General features: G+C 67.2%; 14 protein-coding genes. 5 read left to right on the forward strand and 9 right to left on the reverse strand.

Features of this window, described 5'->3' with window-relative positions:
* Positions 1-3: 3 nt before the first annotated feature.
* Together HTS88_RS10150 and HTS88_RS10155 are read right to left on the reverse strand one after the other, a co-directional pair.
* A complete protein-coding gene (locus tag HTS88_RS10150; RefSeq protein ID WP_174177961.1) occupies positions 4-2415 on the reverse strand; it encodes a M50 family metallopeptidase in 2412 nt (803 codons plus the stop codon).
* 6 nt (positions 2416-2421) lie between these two features.
* Positions 2422-3156 (reverse strand): peptidoglycan-binding protein, encoded by a 735-nt coding sequence (locus HTS88_RS10155; RefSeq protein ID WP_174178063.1) that lies wholly within the window; start codon positions 3154-3156, stop codon positions 2422-2424.
* 284 nt (positions 3157-3440) lie between these two features.
* On the opposite strand from HTS88_RS10155, the gene HTS88_RS10160 reads away from it, so the two are divergent.
* Complete coding sequence (locus HTS88_RS10160; protein ID WP_174177963.1) at positions 3441-3893, forward strand: SRPBCC family protein; 453 nt, start codon at positions 3441-3443, stop codon at positions 3891-3893.
* 90 nt (positions 3894-3983) lie between these two features.
* Here the strand turns inward: HTS88_RS10160 and HTS88_RS10165 are convergent, their stop codons facing one another.
* Entirely contained in the window at positions 3984-6215 is a 2232-nt protein-coding gene (locus HTS88_RS10165) for a S9 family peptidase (RefSeq protein WP_174177965.1), read from the reverse strand.
* 246 nt (positions 6216-6461) lie between these two features.
* Between HTS88_RS10165 and HTS88_RS10170 the strand changes: the two genes are divergently transcribed.
* Positions 6462-6653: a hypothetical protein gene (locus HTS88_RS10170; protein WP_104184607.1), complete on the forward strand. Its 192-nt coding sequence runs from the start codon at positions 6462-6464 to the stop codon at positions 6651-6653.
* Positions 6654-6895: 242 nt separating this feature from the next.
* Positions 6896-7318: an Hsp20/alpha crystallin family protein gene (locus tag HTS88_RS10175; RefSeq protein WP_174177967.1), complete on the forward strand. Its 423-nt coding sequence runs from the start codon at positions 6896-6898 to the stop codon at positions 7316-7318.
* Positions 7319-7483: 165 nt separating this feature from the next.
* Here HTS88_RS10175 and HTS88_RS10180 read toward each other — a convergent pair whose 3' ends face one another.
* Together HTS88_RS10180 and HTS88_RS10185 are read right to left on the reverse strand one after the other, a co-directional pair.
* Complete coding sequence (locus tag HTS88_RS10180) at positions 7484-8410, reverse strand: NAD(P)H-hydrate dehydratase (RefSeq protein ID WP_343044922.1); 927 nt, start codon at positions 8408-8410, stop codon at positions 7484-7486.
* Positions 8394-9170, reverse strand: a complete 777-nt coding sequence (locus HTS88_RS10185; RefSeq protein ID WP_174177971.1) for a histidine phosphatase family protein — start codon at positions 9168-9170, stop codon at positions 8394-8396. The genes HTS88_RS10180 and HTS88_RS10185 overlap by 17 nt, the downstream gene beginning before the upstream one ends.
* 166 nt (positions 9171-9336) lie before the next feature.
* On the opposite strand from HTS88_RS10185, the gene HTS88_RS10190 reads away from it, so the two are divergent.
* Both HTS88_RS10190 and HTS88_RS10195 read left to right on the forward strand, forming a co-directional pair.
* A complete protein-coding gene (locus HTS88_RS10190; protein ID WP_174177973.1) occupies positions 9337-9681 on the forward strand; it encodes a PadR family transcriptional regulator in 345 nt (114 codons plus the stop codon).
* Complete coding sequence (locus HTS88_RS10195; RefSeq protein WP_174177975.1) at positions 9682-10068, forward strand: HAAS signaling domain-containing protein; 387 nt, start codon at positions 9682-9684, stop codon at positions 10066-10068. It begins immediately after the preceding gene.
* 40 nt (positions 10069-10108) lie between these two features.
* On the opposite strand, the gene HTS88_RS10200 is transcribed toward HTS88_RS10195, so the two are convergent.
* The 4 genes from HTS88_RS10200 to HTS88_RS10215 form a co-directional block, all read right to left on the reverse strand.
* Positions 10109-11812: an alkaline phosphatase D family protein gene (locus HTS88_RS10200; protein ID WP_174177977.1), complete on the reverse strand. Its 1704-nt coding sequence runs from the start codon at positions 11810-11812 to the stop codon at positions 10109-10111.
* A 187-nt stretch (positions 11813-11999) separates the two neighbouring features.
* Complete coding sequence (locus tag HTS88_RS10205) at positions 12000-13055, reverse strand: LCP family protein (RefSeq protein WP_343044923.1); 1056 nt, start codon at positions 13053-13055, stop codon at positions 12000-12002.
* 165 nt (positions 13056-13220) lie between these two features.
* A complete protein-coding gene (locus HTS88_RS10210; RefSeq protein ID WP_174177978.1) occupies positions 13221-14375 on the reverse strand; it encodes an LCP family protein in 1155 nt (384 codons plus the stop codon).
* Positions 14376-14475: 100 nt separating this feature from the next.
* A complete protein-coding gene (locus HTS88_RS10215) occupies positions 14476-15114 on the reverse strand; it encodes an arsenate reductase/protein-tyrosine-phosphatase family protein (protein WP_174177980.1) in 639 nt (212 codons plus the stop codon).
* Between the last annotated feature and the right edge of the window lie 229 nt (positions 15115-15343).

Here is a 15343-nt window from a genome sequence, read left to right on the forward strand (position 1 = left end):
GTCCTAGCCTGCGTCCGTTGTGGGGAGCGGTTCCGCGGCTGGAGCAGTGGGACCCGTGACAGCCGTCGGCTGTGCGGTCTGAACCGGAGTGGACGACGGCGCCGGGCTGGCTCCGCCGGTCGGGGCCGCGGTTGCTGCCCCGGATCCTGCAGGAGCCGGAGCCGGAGCAGGAGCAGGTGGCTCGGTGGCGGGGGCCGCCGAAGCCGGGTCCGCCGGTGCGGTGGCCGAGGTTGGGCTGGGCGAGGCCGTCCGGCTGGCGGGCTGACCTGCCGAGGCGCCGGGATCTGCCCTGATGATGGCTACGATTTGTTCCTTGTAGGATGCGAGCGCGGCCTGGATCTCCGAAAGCGGGACGTTGTGGATGTTCCTGCCGTACGCGGCAATTTCTTCCCACATGGCTGTCAGTCGGGCCATGCTGTCCCCTTCAAGCGGACCGTCGAGGGTGAGCACGAGCTGGCTGGCCAGCGCATAGGTAAGGCAGTCCAGGCAGTTGTAGTTTGCGGCAGCTGACAGGTTCTCGGGGACGATGACGTCCGCCTGCCCCACAACAAGAACCACCTGGAAACCGACCGCCACCGCCGCGCAGCCTGTACAGCTGGCCAAGGCGTATGCCTCGTTACGTGCGTCCACCGGTTCGCCGTCCTCAGCCCATACCAGCGCGAATGCCACGCTGTAGGTGACTGAGCCGTCGCTGGTATTGATGGCAAGGGCCTGGTTGCCGTCCGGCTCCGGGGCGGCGGGCCGATCGAACGGGAATACCCAGGACGGCGCGGCGGAAGCGTCCGCGGCCGTGGATGCGGCAGGCCCGGTACCGGACGGGCCTGCAACGGGAACAAGCACCATGCTCAGTTGGGGATTCTCGCGCGTGGGCGTCGGGGTGCCCGCAGGCCAGAGGGCCACTGTGCGTCCGCCGCGCCCTTCTTTCAAGGCGGTATCGCCGGCCGGGAGGATCGATGTGGTCGCATCCGCGAGGGTGCCGCGTTCGTAGGGCTGGACGGGCCGGTAGGTTGCGCCGTCTGGCCACCATGCCCAGGCGAGGCCGGCAAGAAGGGCACCCACCACTGTCAATGCAGCGGTACGTTGCACAGCGTTGCCGCGGGTCTTCTGCCAGAGCGCGGTGAGCAGCTGGCGAACCAGGCGCAGCAGGATGTACAGCATGCCCAGCATGGGCAGTGCCACGGCAACAATGGCGAGGAAGCGTACCGCGGCCCCGGCCAGGTCTCCGGCCGAAAGGCTTTCTGCCAGCAGGCCCTGCTGCCGGGCGGCCCTGCTCCATGCGGTGGCCAGCAGCCGTGGCAGCGAAATCACCATCATGGCCAGGCTGAACAGCAGCAGGGGCACGGTGACCAGGACCCAAAGCGTCACAACGGCGCGCGCCCATGGTTTGAGGACCTTATTTTCAGGCCGCCCCCAGCGCCATGGAAGCATGCCCAGCAGGACGGGTTTGATGCGCTGGAAAAGGTCGGGCACGCCGGTGGCGTCCGCCAGGATGTGGTAGCCGTCGAACCTGACCAGGGGCAGCAGCTGCCGGACCATTTGCAGGATCTGCGTCACCACAACCAGCAGCAGTGCGTCGAAGCCGGTGGCCCACCAGAGTCCCATGATTGCCACGGCAACGATGGCGTTGAAGTAGAGGCCGCCGAGGTCCGTCCGGAGCCGGCCGCCGCGGCCCAGCCTGTAGGAGTCGGTCACATCTGTGAAGAATGCCGGCCAGACCAGGTAGAGGCCCGCGCCCATCGAGCCGGGGATGGCGCCTCCTTTCCGTGCTGCGGCGGCGTGACCGAATTCGTGGAAGCCTGCAGACAGGATGGTGATGGCGAAGATCAGCAGGAGCAGGAGGGGGTTTTCGAAAGCTTCGTGGGTGGCTGATCCGAGTCCCTTCACCATCAGCACCCACCAGCACGCCGCCAGGAAGGCCACAGTAACCGCCGCGACGATCAGGGGGTTGAAAAGTGCGGCGAACGGGGCCGTGAGTTTGCCCGTCCGCACCGGATCCGTCACCGTGTAGCGGAAGCGCATGCCCAGCAGCGGATCTGCCTTCCTGACTTCGGGCTGGGACCCGTCGGCCAGCCGGAGCAGGCCAAGCGGCAGCAGTTGCGAATCAATCAGGGTGCGCACGTTGTCAGTGCTGATGAGCCTGCCGGAGCCGGCGCTGGCATGCTCCGCAATCTCGGATAGGCTGCGGGTACCGTTCACGGCTTCCAGCACAAAATAGAGCAGCGGTGTCAGCTGGAGGGTTTGTCCGTCGGCGCGGCGGACCAGGGAAGGCGGCTCCCGGTAGCCTGATCCTTCTGACTCGCCGATCAGTTGGACGCCGTCGGCCAGGCGGGGAACCCGCAGGTGGGGCTCAGTCTCCAGGGCAGAGGACGACGGCGGGCCCGCCTGGGGGCGCGGCCCGCCGCTGGTTTGGGTCATCTGTGCTTACTGTTCGAGGTTGGACTGCTGGTCGGCAGAGGCGTTGGCCTGGCCCTCAATGTGCTGGCTGATGATGGCATCCTGCTCGGCCACGGCGTAGGCCTGGCTGTCGATGGAACCGATGTTCGCGGCCACAGCCGCGTCGATGGGGGCCGCGACGTTCGCATTGGCGGCCACGGCACCGTTGATCGGCGCCGCGATGTCCGCGTCCGCAGCAAGGTCCACGTTGACGTTGAGCAGGTCGCCGTCCAGAGCCGCTGCGGGATCCACAGGCACCGCGCCGACATCGGGCAGGGATCCATCGGGCAGGGTTCCGTCGGTCAGGGTGCCGTCCGGAAGCGTGCCATCGGGGAGGAGGGCGCCGCCGTCGGCCGTTCCTGCGGTGGTTCCCGCAACCGGTGTTCCGCCGTCCACCGTGTCATTGCCCTGGTCGATGGTGCTGTCCTGGGTGGACTCGGCATTCGCATCCGCCACGATGCCCTGCTCAATCACGACGCCCTGATCGGCCAGTGCCTGGGCGTCCGAGCCGTAGGAAAGAATGTTGGCGGAGGCTGCGGCGTCAATCGGTGCTGCGACGTTGGCGTTCGCTGCCACAGCAAGGTCGATGGGCGCTGCCGCGTCGATGCCCAGGTCCAGGTCGGCATTCAAGTCCAGGACAGAGGCGACTTCCTTGTCCGGCAGGGCCGTTGCCTGCTCTGACATCAGTTCGTCGTCGGTCAGGGGACGCATTTCCTGTTCCATGCTCACGCAAAACCTCCACATGCGGCGCTGGTTGTCCTGCCCCCAGCGGGCAGCCAGCCAGACAATAGTAAGCCTGATTAGCATTTATGGGTACCGGGGGCGTCCTGAACGTTACCGCTGGTCAGGCCTGTGGGACCGCACGCGCGTGGCTTCATTCGCCGGCGTTGCCGGCCCTTCCGGCATGGCATTGACACCGGCCTGCCGAAGGTCCACTCTGGCGCTGTGCCTGCCTATCGTGCCGGCAGAGCCGAGCCGGCATCAGGTGCCCTGTGAAGGAGGCTCCCATGCCTGTTGTAGAAGAAAGTGTTGTTGTTGCCCGGCCGCCGCAGGAGGTTTTTGACTTCGTGTCGAAGTTCCAGAACGTCGCGGTCTTCGATTCCTCCGTCACGTCCTCGGAACAGGTGGGGGACGGCCCCCTGGGCGTCGGCACCCGCGGGCGCGGCACCAGCAAAGTGATGGGCAGGCAGTTCGACTGGACCGTCGAGGTCACCGAGTTCGATCCGCCCCGGCGCATGGTGTCCCGTTCCGTCGAGGGCAAGCTGGACTTCACCATCACCTTCACCCTTGAACCGGCCGACGGCGGCACCCGCCTTACCCAGCGGATCGACGCCGCCACCGGACTGGGCGGCGTGTTCGGCAAGCTGGCCGACCCGCTCGTTGAACGGGCCCAGGGCCGCACGGTCCGCGCCAACCTCGAAACCCTGGCGGAGTGGCTGGCAGCGCACCCGGAGGCCTGAGCTGCCTGGTTTCCCCATCGATTGCTCCGAAAACGCCGTTCTGGGGGCCCTCAACGGCAGTATCGGAGCAATCGATGGCGTACGCCCGGCCTACTTCAGGCCGGCCCCCGGCAGCAGCTCCGTGGCTCCGAGGGAATCGGCGATGAACGCGTAGTCCCAGGCCCGCTCGCGCCACTGTACGTACCGGCCGGAGGCGCCCCCGTGTCCGCCGTCCATCTCGATCTTCATGACGATCGGCTCGGTACCGGTGGTCTTGTTCCGCAGCTCCTGCACCCACTTGGCCGGCTCAACGTAGAGGACCCGGGTGTCGTTGAAGGATGTGACGGCGGCAATCTTGGGGTAGGCGGCCGGGCGCACGTTCTCGTAGGGGGAGTAGGACTTCATGTACTCGTAGACACCGGGATCCGTGATGGGGTTGCCCCACTCCTCCCACTCCAGGGCGGACAGCGGCAGCTCCGGATCCAGGATGCTGGTCAGCGGGTCCACGAACGGCACCTGGGCCACGATGGCGGCGTACTTCTCGGGTGCCATGTTCGCCACGGCACCCATCAGCAGGCCTCCGGCCGAACCGCCCAGGGCGGCGATCCGTGACGGGTCCACCCAGCCCGAGGCCGCCAGCCAGTCGGTGGCGTCCACGAAGTCGGTGAACGTGTTTTTCTTGGTGAGCTTCTTGCCGTTCTCGTACCAGTGCCGGCCAAGCTCCCCGCCGCCGCGGATGTGGGCGATCACGAACACCACGCCGCGGTCCAGCAGCGAGAGCCGCGCAATGCCGAAGCCCGGGTCCATGCTCATCTCGTAGGAGCCGTAGCCGTACACCAGGCCCGCCGCCGTCGAATCCTGTTTCACGGCCTTGTGCCGCAGCACTGACAGCGGGATCCGGGTGCCGTCGGCAGCGGTGGCCCATTCGCGGGTGGCCACGTAGTCGTTGCCGTCATAGCCGCCCAGGACCGGGCTTTCCTTCCGCAGGAGCAGTTCGCCTGCCGGCATCTCAAGGGTGGGCAGGACAAAGTCATAGATGCGCGACGGCGTGAAGTAGGACGTGTAGCCCAGCCGGATCACGGGTGCCTCGTAGTCGGAGCCGCCCACTCCCGCGGTGTACAGCTCTTCGTCGAAAGCGGGCTCAACCGGGGCCTCCTGCACCGGAGTACCCAGCCCGTCCAGCCCGATGACCTGTACCCGTTCAATGGTGTCCTTGCGGATGGACACGATGAGGTGCGTGGAGGTGACGCCGGCCCCGTTGACGCGGACGTCGTCCGAATGCCCGACGACGGTGACCCAGTCCTGCCCGGACAGCGGCCTGGCGAGCTCGGCCGGGTCCGCCAGGGACACCATGGAGTTGATCGCGCCGCGGTTGTGCGTGAGCAAGATGCGTTCGCTGGCGTTGCCGTCCGGGCCGGTGAGGAGGAACGGCTCCGCCTCGTAGAGCACCCGCTCGTTGCGGGAGATAACGGTGGTCAGTTCCTGGGCGGGGTCGTCAAAACGGAGCAGGCGGGTCTCGCTGTACTCCGAGCATCCGATGCCCAGCACCAGGTACCGGCGGTCGGAGGACAGCTCGAAGCCCAGCCACATGGCGGCGTCGTCCTCCTGGTAGATGACGACGTCCTCGGCCACGGGCGTTCCCAGGGTGTGCGCCTTCACCTGGTAGGGGCGCCAGGAGTCGTCCACCACGGTGTAGAAAATTTGGGTGCCGTCCGGCGAGAAGGCGACGCCGTAGAAGATGTTCTCGATGACGTCAGGCAGCAGTTCTCCGGTGCGGAGGTCCTTGATGCGGAGGGTGAAACGTTCATCCCCCGAGTTGTCCACCGCATAGGCGTAGAGGTTGCCGTCGACCGTTACGGCCGAACCTCCCACCGAGAAGAACGGCTTGCCCTCCGCCTCCACGTTGCCGTCAAGCAGGACTTCCTCGCCGGGGATTTCGACGCCCGGCTGGACAGCGGGCGGTGTCCAGTCGGCAATCTTGTCATCGGTGTCCGCGGCCCGGACTCGGCACTGGATGCCGTACTCCTTGCCCTCGGCCGAGCGGCTGAAATACCACCAGCCGTCCTTCCGGTGCGGCACGGAAAGGTCCGTTTCCTGGGTGCGGCCCTTGATTTCCTGGAAGATGGCCTCCCGCAGCGGCTCCTGGTGGGCGGTGACTGCTTCCTGGTAGGCATTCTCGGCCTTCAGGTGCTCCACAACCTCGGCGGATTCCTTGTCCCGCAGCCACTCGTAGTTGTCCACGAAGGTGTCCCCGTGGTGGAGGCGTTCGGACGGAATTTTCTTGGCTGCCGGCGGGGTGGGAACGGCGGTGGCGGAGGAGTCCTGCAGCGGAGTCTGGGTCATGCCTTCAATATATAGAGCCGCCCCGACAATTTTGCCGCCGTTCGCTACCGGGGGATAACACCGCCAAACCCCTCTCCTCCCACCCCGGACGCTCTCTCACTTGACGCTCGTTTTCCCCAAACGCTCTCTCACTTGACGCCGGTTTTCCCCGGACGCTCTCTCACCCGAGGACGCTGGTCGGCTTGAGGTGGCAGGCGTATCCTGTTCACGCCAAGGCACATCCGCCCAGCGTGAGAGGGGAAGTTTATGACCATCCCGCCAGTGCACGAGCCCGAGCCGTTCCCGCCGGAACCGGGCCCCACCCAGCCGGATCCGGCACACCCCGGGCATCCCGGCCCGCCGGCCCCCAATCCCTTCCCTGCACCCGAGCCGCCAGGGCCGCTGCCCGTACCGGACCCCGGTCCCGCACCACTGCGGCCGGACCCCACCCGGGACTGAGCCGGCACCGGCGAACACCGCCACATCCCAACCCAGGAGCAGCCGGAAAAGGGGCCTTCCGCACCATGCGGAAGGCCCCTTTTTCCGCCTTCCGACGCGGATTCCGGCACCCAAAAAAAGTCCTAAAAATCTTTGGCGTGACGCTTGCGGACCTGCCTCGCCAGTGATAAAAAATCTATATCAGCCAATACAGATCGGCTGATACCAAAAGTGTTGGACCGTCTCTTACGAGGAGGGAAGCCATGTTGATGCGAACCGATCCGTTCCGCGAGCTGGACAGGCTGGCCCAGCAGGTCCTCGGCACCGCAGCGCGTCCGGCAGCCATGCCGATGGACGCATGGCGTGAGGACCAGGAATTTGTAGTCGCCTTTGATCTGCCCGGCGTCGATGTGGATTCAGTGGATCTGGATGTGGAACGGAATGTCCTCACGGTCAAGGCCGAGCGGCCTGATCCTGCGGGCAAGGACACCGAGCTGATCGCCTCCGAGCGGCCGCGCGGCGTGTTCAGCCGCCAGCTGATCCTCGGGGACACCCTGGATGCTGAAAATGTGAAGGCTACGTACGACGCCGGTGTCCTGACACTGCGGATTCCTGTCACCGAAAAGGCCAAGCCGCGGAAGATCGAAATTGAGACGAAGGGGGCAAAGCAGGAAATCGCCGCCTAGTTTCAACACAGGATCGGGACGTCGGGCACTGATTGTGTACTGCCTCTTCAGGGCGGATGGCCATTCTGAGCACGCCACAGCGCTTCCAGCGCATCGGCAGGTTGCGCCTGAACTTCCCGATACGGTGGCCCCCGGTTTCGGCCGGGGGTCGTCCCATGCCCGGACTCAGGTGTTGAGCTCCAGCATCAGGGCGGGCAGTTCGTCGGCCAGTTCGCGGGCCAGGAATCCCAGGGGGCCGAGCCTGCTGGCCAGCCGGTCCGCGGCGGCCGCGTGGAGGTGTGTTCCCCAGCAGGCGGCCTGCGGTCCCGTGGTTCCCCGGGCGCGGAGGCCGGCGATGGCTCCAGCCAGGACGTCGCCGCTGCCGGATGTGCCCAGCCCGCCGTAACCGGTGGTGATCTTCCACAGCTCCGACTCCTCCGGGGCGTCCGGGCCGGACGGGCGGGCAATGAGCCCCTGGCAGCTCACTACGGCCTGGTACCTGTCGGCGATTTCCGCAACATCCGCCGGCAGGTCCTTCAGGTCCCGCTCCAGCAGGATCTCCGCCTCCTTGGGGTTGGGCGTCAGGATCAGCCGGCCCTTCCACGGGTCACACCGGTCCTGAACGTTCACCAAAGCACCCAAAGCGAAGGCATCGAGAACGACGGCGGGCCCTCCGCCGTCGTTCTTGTCCCCGGCGGCGGCCTCCCGCTCCAGGAGGGCCCGGAGCAGGTCCTCGGCGAGGTCCGGATCGTCCAGGCCCGGGCCGACCAGGATGGCGTCAGCGCTGTCAAGGTATGACGAAATCAGGTCCAGTCCCTCACCCGTGACGGACCCGCTGGCGGTTTCGGGCAGCCCCGTGGCCCCGCACTCAGGCAGCGCCACGCCCACCTGGACGGCCACGGATTCCGCCACGGCCAGGGTGAGCTTCCCAGCACCGGCACGCAGTGCGGCCGCGCCGGCGAGCAGCGCCGCCCCCGGCGTTGCCCGCGCGCCTCCGATCACCAGGACGGAGCCGCGCGAATACTTGTCCTCTCCCGGCGCCGGCAGCGGCCAGTCGCGGAGCAGCGACGGCGTGACGAGGGTTGGCGGGGCGGTATCACTGTGGGTGGACACTGGAATCCCCTGCGTGTTCGGTGACGGTGACGCCATGTTCGGTCAGGTGGTCAGCAACGTTGAAGCTCTCCAGCGTCCAGGGGCCCTCGCCTGCAGGCCGCACAAACCGGGTGATGGAGGCATTCAGTACCGAGGTGCTGGCCGCCAGGTCCAGGAGTTCCTTCTCCGTCATTCCCTCCAGCACGTAGCGGAACAGCATGATCAGGGCGTCGTGGCAGACGAGCATTACCCGGTGCCCGCTGCCGAGGTTGTTCAGTTCGTCCAGGACGGAGCGCAGCCGGAGCGCCACGTCCGCCCAGGATTCACCGCCCGGCGGCCGGTAGTACATCTTCCCCAGCCACTCGCGGCGTTCGGCCTCCTCCGGGTAGCGCTTCTCCACGCCGAGCCGGGTCAGCCTGTCCAGGATGCCCAGTTCGCGGTCCCGCAGCCGCTCATCCAGCTGGACCTTCACCGGCCAGCCCGCAGCCTCCACTGCGATTTCGGCCGTCTGGAAGGCCCGCGCGTAGGGGGAGGAGACCACGGCGTCCGGCCGGAATTCCTCGGCGATGCGGGCCAGCGCCGCGCCGAGTGCCTTGGCCTGTTCCTGGCCGGTGCCCGAGAGGTTCACGTCTGCGTCCCGGGCAGGCACAGCAATGACTTCCGCCCCTGCCATCCGGGCATCGGTGGCGGCCACGTTGCCTTCGCTTTCGCCGTGGCGGATCAGCAGAAGCTCCACCGCCCCGGCTTCCTGCACAGCCTCTGTCAGTCCGTCGTCCTTCACAAAGAATCACCCCGTCCGCGTGCCCTGCCGAATGCAGGAACACTACCAGCGGCGTACCCACGGCGCCGGGAAAATAACGGACGACGGCGGCCGGCCGGGCAGTGCGGGGTCACTCCCGGCACCGCATTGGGTTGTGTAACAACCTAGTCTGTGACACTATCTAGCCATGACCCCCGACAAGCGATGGCCCAGTGACTGGGTGCGGGCTGTGCTCCCCACCTGCATCTTGCAGGCCGTCGCCGGGAGCGAGGCCTACGGATACCAGATCATCCAGGCGCTGAAGGCTGCCGGGTTTGACGGGCTCAGCGGCGGGACGCTCTACCCGGCGCTGAACCGGCTGGAGACGGACGGTTTTGTCAGCTCCGAATGGCGTCAGGGGGACGCTGGCCCGGGAAAGAAGTTTTACTCCCTGACCCCTAAAGGCCGGCAGCGGCTTGAGGAGTCGGCCCGGGACTGGAATCGGTTTTCTGCGCTCATCAAGGACCTGCTAGAGGAAAAGAAGGCACACTAAATGTCGTCACAGGAATACCTGAAGGCCCTGGCTTATGAACTGCGCCAGCGGAAACTCAACGAAGACATGGTCAGCAGCAGGCTGCAGGAGGTCAGCAGCCACTTGGCCGAGAGCGGCGAAAGCGGCGAAGCAGCCTTCGGGCAGCCAAAAGACTACGCGGCTTCATTCCCCGCAGGCACAACCACCTCGAGGGGCGCGCGGGTGGGAAACCTTGCCGGGCTGGTTGTGATCGCGACGCTCGCTGCGTACCTGGTGCTGCGGGGGACGCTCGACGTCAGCTTCGGCATCTCCGGCACGCTCGCGTATTTTAGTGCGGTGGTGGCTGTCACGGCTGCCCTGATCGTGGCCGGCCAGCGGATGGATCGGCACCTCCCGGACCCGCGGTAACGCCGGGCCTGCCATGGCAGTTGCATCACACCGCACCGCCCTACCGCTGCGGCGTCAGCACCTTCGAGAACACCGTGGCGCCGTTGGCGTTCCGCAGGCTCACCGTGAAGGTGTCGGAGTCCAGCTGGACGTGCCCGAAGAACTGGTTCTCGCCGTCGCGCGGTGACTCCCCGGCGAATTTGCCCGCCTTGGAGAACACCACCTCGGGCCCGAACGTGCCGTCCATGGCGTTCGGGCCGAACGAGCCTGCGGCGATGGGGCCGGCCACGAACTCCCAGAATGGATCGAAGTCGGTGAACGCGGCACGCTCCGGGGAGTAGTGGTGCGCGGCGCAGTAGTGCACGTCGGCGGTCAGCCAGACGATGTTCTTCACCCGGTTCCGCTTGAAGGCGCCCAGCACCCCGGCGATCTCCAGCTCGCGGCCCAAAGGTGCGCCGGGATCACGGTTGGCCAGGCTCTCCTGGTTCACGGCGCCGTCGGGCACGATAATCCCCAGCGGCAGGTCCGCGGCGATCACCTTCCAGGTCGCCTTCGACTTCGAGACCTCCCGGATCAGCCAGTCCACCTGCTCCTGGCCCAGGATGGACGTTGCGTAGGCTTCCTTGCCGTCCGTGTTGGGGGACTTGAAGGTGCGCATGTCCAGGCAGAAGATGTCCAGCTGCGGGCCGCGGCTGATTTTCCGGTAAATGCGGGCGGGCTGGTACTGGCCGGCGTCGTCGAACGTTCCCGGCCGCCAGAGCGCTGCGGAATCGGCGATGGGCATGTTCTCCTGCCATGCCTGGCGGCCGCGGGCGGCAAGGGTGTTGACGTCGCGGACGGTGTAGCGGGGATCGTCCAGGATCTCGCCGGGGTACCAGTTGTTCGTGGTCTCGTGGTCGTCCCAGTTGGCGATCACCGGGACGTCGGCGAACATGGCGCGCATATTGGCATCCATGGAGTTGTACCGGTGCCGGCCGCGGAACTCGGTGAGGGTTTCAGCTACTTTGGACACCTCCTCGGTGACCAGGTTCCGCCATACCTGCCCGTCCTTCTCCACCACGGTTTCGGCCAGCGGCCCGTCCGCGTACACGGTGTCGCCGGAGTGGATAAAGAAGTCCGGCCGGGTCTGGTGCATGGCCCGGTAGCCGCGCATGCCGCCGATCTCCTCGTTGATGCCCCAGCCCTGGCCGGCAGTGTCGCCGGTCCACACAAAGCTTTGGGCGGACGACGACGGTGCGTCGCCTCCGTTGTTCGAGTCGCCGTTGCGGCCCCGGCCGTTGTACGTCCCGGCGTCCGGAGCCGTGCGGAAGGTGCCGCGCACGCTCTCACCGGCCGCGCCGCCGTCGTCCTCGAAACTGATGTCCAGCGCGAAGCGGGTGTTGGACGGCAGGTTGCCGGCGTGGATCTTGGCGGTGAAGTCGCACGCCTGGGTGGCCCGGGGCCCCCTCATGACGCGCTCGAAGGCGCCCCGGCCGCGCAGTACCTCGCCGCCGTCGTCAACGGCCCGCAGGACAGCCGTCATCCGCCCTGGCCCCGACGCCCGCGACCACAGCACTGCCGAGTCCGACGTAACATCTCCGGTGGCAATGCCGCTGGGCAGCGTGAGCCGTTTCCGCACCAGTGCGATGCCGGCGGGACTCTGGCGCGGGGCGGCCCGGACGGTGCCGGCGTGGGCGGACGCAGGCACGGCGGCCAGCGCGGCGGCGAGGACGGATCCCTTGACGATGGTGCGGCGTGGCACGGCGGCCGGTGAAATCGAAGTCATGCCCCCACGCTGCCGCCGCCGGGCGCACGGACTCTGGCCCTCGGATGAACGCGGGGTGCCGGGTGCTTGAACAGCCGGGAACACCCTCCGGCAGGAACGGCCTTGGGCCGCCCGCGCGGTGCTGCCCAGCACCGTGCGGGGCCGGGCCGTTCATCGGGCGGGCGGCACTGCCCCGGCCCCACATCCCCTATGGAACGGCGAATTCGCCGATCCGGCCCTCCCGCAGCGCTGCCCCCACGCCATTGATGGCGCCGTAATCGGGAAACAGCACGGACTGGCCGGCCACGAACCCGGCTCCGGCCGTGGGCAGGGTCATGGTGCCGATGGCGTTGACGTCCAGGTTCCGCAGGCTGTAGGCGAGGATGGCGGCCTGGACCGGGTCGAAGCCCTTGTCCACGGTGAGGCAGCAGGAAGCGAAGCCCACCAAGCTGCGGACGGCGTTGACATCGTTGAGGACGCCACCCGCGGTCAGCCGGGACAGGATGGCCTTGAGCAGGATCTGCTGGTTGCGGACCCGCTGGAAGTCGCCGTCTGAGAAGGCGTACCGCTCGCGGGAAAACTCGAGCGCCGCCTGGCCGTCCAGGTGGTTGACTCCGGGGCCGAAGACGTGCCCGGTGTCGTGCGTGGACTGGAAGGGAATGGGGACGTTGACGTCGATGCCGCCCAGCCCGTCCACGAGGACCTTGAGGCCGCCAAAGTCCAGCATCAGGGTGTGGTCGATGGTGATTCCGAGCAGTTGCTGCACCGTCTGTGTGGTCATGTCGATGCCGCCGTACTGCAGCCCGGCGTTGATCTTCGCCCCGCCGAAGCCCGGGATGTCCACCCAGGTATCCCGGTTGATGGACACGATGTACAGGGTCCTGCGGTCGGCCGGGACGTGGACGAGCATCAGGGTATCCGAACGGTGGTCCATCGCTTCGCCGGTCGCCGCCGTGTGTGCCGCCGCGTCCTTGGCAACGCCGCGCATGTCACTGCCGATCACCAGCACATTCATGGGCACGGCCGGCAGGTCCGGGATGGGTTCCGGAGGCGGCGGGGGAGCAGGGGCAGGCGGAGGTGCCTCAGAAGGGGTTTCCGAGGGGGACGGTGTCTCGGATGGCGACGGCGACGGCGACTCGCTCTGCGTCGCCGCGGGCTGGGCCTCGGGGGCGGGACGGTTGAGGCTGATGACGGCGACGACGGCCACAGCCACCAGCGCAAGCGCCAGCAGCGCCGCGATCCACCGCCGGCGGCCGTGTGCCACCCAGCTGCCGCCGTGCGGGCCGGGCCCGGATGGATCGGTTGGCCCGTTGCCTCCGGGCCCGGATGAACCGGGCCCGGACGAACCAGGACCAGAGGGACCGGATGAATCAGGACCGCCAGGCATGCTCACGATGTCTCACCTCATTGTGGGTAGGTGGGATCAGTGTCAGCCCGCGAGGCCCCTGCTGGCTACAAACTTGTCCAAACTGTCATCTGCCAGGGCCCTTGAGAGCCCCGCAATGGCGTTGCGGTCCGGGATCACGATGGACTGGCCGTCTGCCGACGTTCCCGTTCCGAGCGTTGGGAGGGTGAACATGTCCATGTCGTCGGAGCGGACGTTCCGGAGCTCCAGCCCCAGCCGCGCCAGCGTACCGGCGTTGAGGCCGCTGTCCGCGCTGACAAAGGGTGCCATGGCGCTGATGACGTTGTGGATCTTCACGGGGTTGAGGAGCGTGTCCCGGCTGAGGTTCTTCGCCAGCAGCGCCTGCAGGAAGGCCTGCTGGTTGCGCACCCGCTGGTAGTCGCCGTCGGCATAGGCATACCGTTCGCGGACGAAGTCCAGGGCTCCCTTGCCGTCCAGGACCGTGGGCCCCTTGGCGTACTTCTTGCTGCTGTGCGGCGAGACGAACGGCTGGGTGACGTTCACTTCCACCCCGCCCAGGGCGTCGGTCATGCCCACGAACCCTTCGAAGTCGATCATGGCCACATGGTCGATCCGCTGGTTGAACAGGGATTCGACCGTCTGCACCATCAGCGGGACGCCGCCGTAGGCGAGGGCTGCGTTGATCTTCGCCTGGCCGTGGCCCGGAATGTCGACCCACGTGTCCCGCATCAGGGAGACGGTGAAGATCTTGGACCTGTCCGCGGGGACGTGCACCAGCATCAGGGTGTCGGCGCGCTGGTTGGAGTTGCCGCCGGACAGGGCCTCTTCCGTGGTGGCGCCGCGGCTGTCGCTGCCCATCACCAGGATGTTCAGCATGCCGTCGGCCACGGCGTTCTGGGAGCCTTCCGCTGTTCCGGCGCCGGGCTGGTTTCCGTCCGGCCCGGCGGCTTCACCGGGTGCCGGCTCTCCCGCGGCAGCGCCCGCCTGCTGGCGCTGGGGCCGGAGGGATTCCGCCGGCCAGGGAGAGTCGATGGTGGTGATCTCGGACTCGTAGATCTGTCCCAGGCTGTACAGGTAGGCCCCGAGGGAGGCAGGAACGATGATTGCCACGGCAAGGAGTACCAGCAGGATGGTCCGCAACGGGCGGCGCCTGCGGCGTTTGGCCGGCTCGGGTGCGTCTGTTGGCTGGGTGCTTGGATCGTGCAGCTGGATGCCCATTTGGGAAAATTAGCACCGGCAAAAATCCATTACATCGGGGGAATCCGCAGAAAAACCGCAGAGATAACCACAGGTTGAAACGACGACGGCGGAGGCCGGCTCAGGCGGGAACGTTCAGGCGTGCGTGGCGGAGGATGGAGACGATGGCCGGAGCCAGCTCGTCCTCCATCTGCCGGTAAACCTCGGGCGAGCGCCGGTACGGGTCGATGATGTCGTTGTCCCCTGCATTCGGCGGCAGGGACAAATGCCGGACCCCCGCTGCCCTCGCTGCCAGGCTCTTCCAGAAGGCGGTGTTGGCAGCCAGCCGGTCGCCGTCGTCGGCCGTTCCTGCAGGAGGCGTGCCCCCGCCCGATGCTGCCGCGCGCTGGTCCAGGACGTCGAGCATGCGGGCGAATTCGCGGATGGTGAAGGTGCGTTTGAGGAGCGAGGCGTCCAGCTGGAGCACTTCGCCGCGGTGCCCGGTGGTCATGGTGAGAACCAGGTCCACGCCGCGCAGGATCGCCGGGGTCAGCTGGCGGGCCGCGAAGTTGTCCGGGTCCCCGCCGAAGGTGCGCACGATGTCCGCGGAGATGGGCTGCATGGGCTCGCCCACCATGGCGCGCGTCCCCGCGCTGGTGACCACGAAACCGCCCGGCACCGCCTGGTTGAGGCCTGCCTGCAGCAGCCGCTCGGCCACCGGAGAGCGGCAGATGTTGCCGGTGCAGACGGTGAGGATTCGTACTGGTGCGGATGTGTCCAAGGGGATTTTCTCTTTCCAGCCGGTGCGCGGACCGTCCGGCCCGCACGTTTCAACTTAACACGCAACACCCGCACGCTCTCTCACTTGATGCAGCTTTTGGCCGCACGCTCTCTCACTTGACGCAGCTTTTGGCCGCACGCTCTCTCACCTGACCCAACGGCACCGCCACGCGTCACTACCAATCCGGCGGCTCTGCGCCCACCATGGATGCAGGCACCGATGCGGAGGA

The organism is Pseudarthrobacter oxydans, from assembly GCF_013314975.1.
GTDB lineage: Bacteria > Actinomycetota > Actinomycetes > Actinomycetales > Micrococcaceae > Arthrobacter > Arthrobacter oxydans.

Coding starts and splice junctions, on each gene's coding strand:
- HTS88_RS10200 (WP_174177977.1), bottom strand. CDS start 11,812: ATGACTTCGATTTCACCGGCCGCCGTGCCACGCCGCACCATCGTCAAG.
- HTS88_RS10155 (WP_174178063.1), bottom strand. CDS start 3,156: ATGGAACAGGAAATGCGTCCCCTGACCGACGACGAACTGATGTCAGAG.
- HTS88_RS10190 (WP_174177973.1), top strand. CDS start 9,337: ATGACCCCCGACAAGCGATGGCCCAGTGACTGGGTGCGGGCTGTGCTC.
- HTS88_RS10175 (WP_174177967.1), top strand. CDS start 6,896: ATGTTGATGCGAACCGATCCGTTCCGCGAGCTGGACAGGCTGGCCCAG.
- HTS88_RS10170 (WP_104184607.1), top strand. CDS start 6,462: ATGACCATCCCGCCAGTGCACGAGCCCGAGCCGTTCCCGCCGGAACCG.
- HTS88_RS10160 (WP_174177963.1), top strand. CDS start 3,441: ATGCCTGTTGTAGAAGAAAGTGTTGTTGTTGCCCGGCCGCCGCAGGAG.
- HTS88_RS10195 (WP_174177975.1), top strand. CDS start 9,682: ATGTCGTCACAGGAATACCTGAAGGCCCTGGCTTATGAACTGCGCCAG.
- HTS88_RS10210 (WP_174177978.1), bottom strand. CDS start 14,375: ATGGGCATCCAGCTGCACGATCCAAGCACCCAGCCAACAGACGCACCC.
- HTS88_RS10165 (WP_174177965.1), bottom strand. CDS start 6,215: ATGACCCAGACTCCGCTGCAGGACTCCTCCGCCACCGCCGTTCCCACC.
- HTS88_RS10150 (WP_174177961.1), bottom strand. CDS start 2,415: ATGACCCAAACCAGCGGCGGGCCGCGCCCCCAGGCGGGCCCGCCGTCG.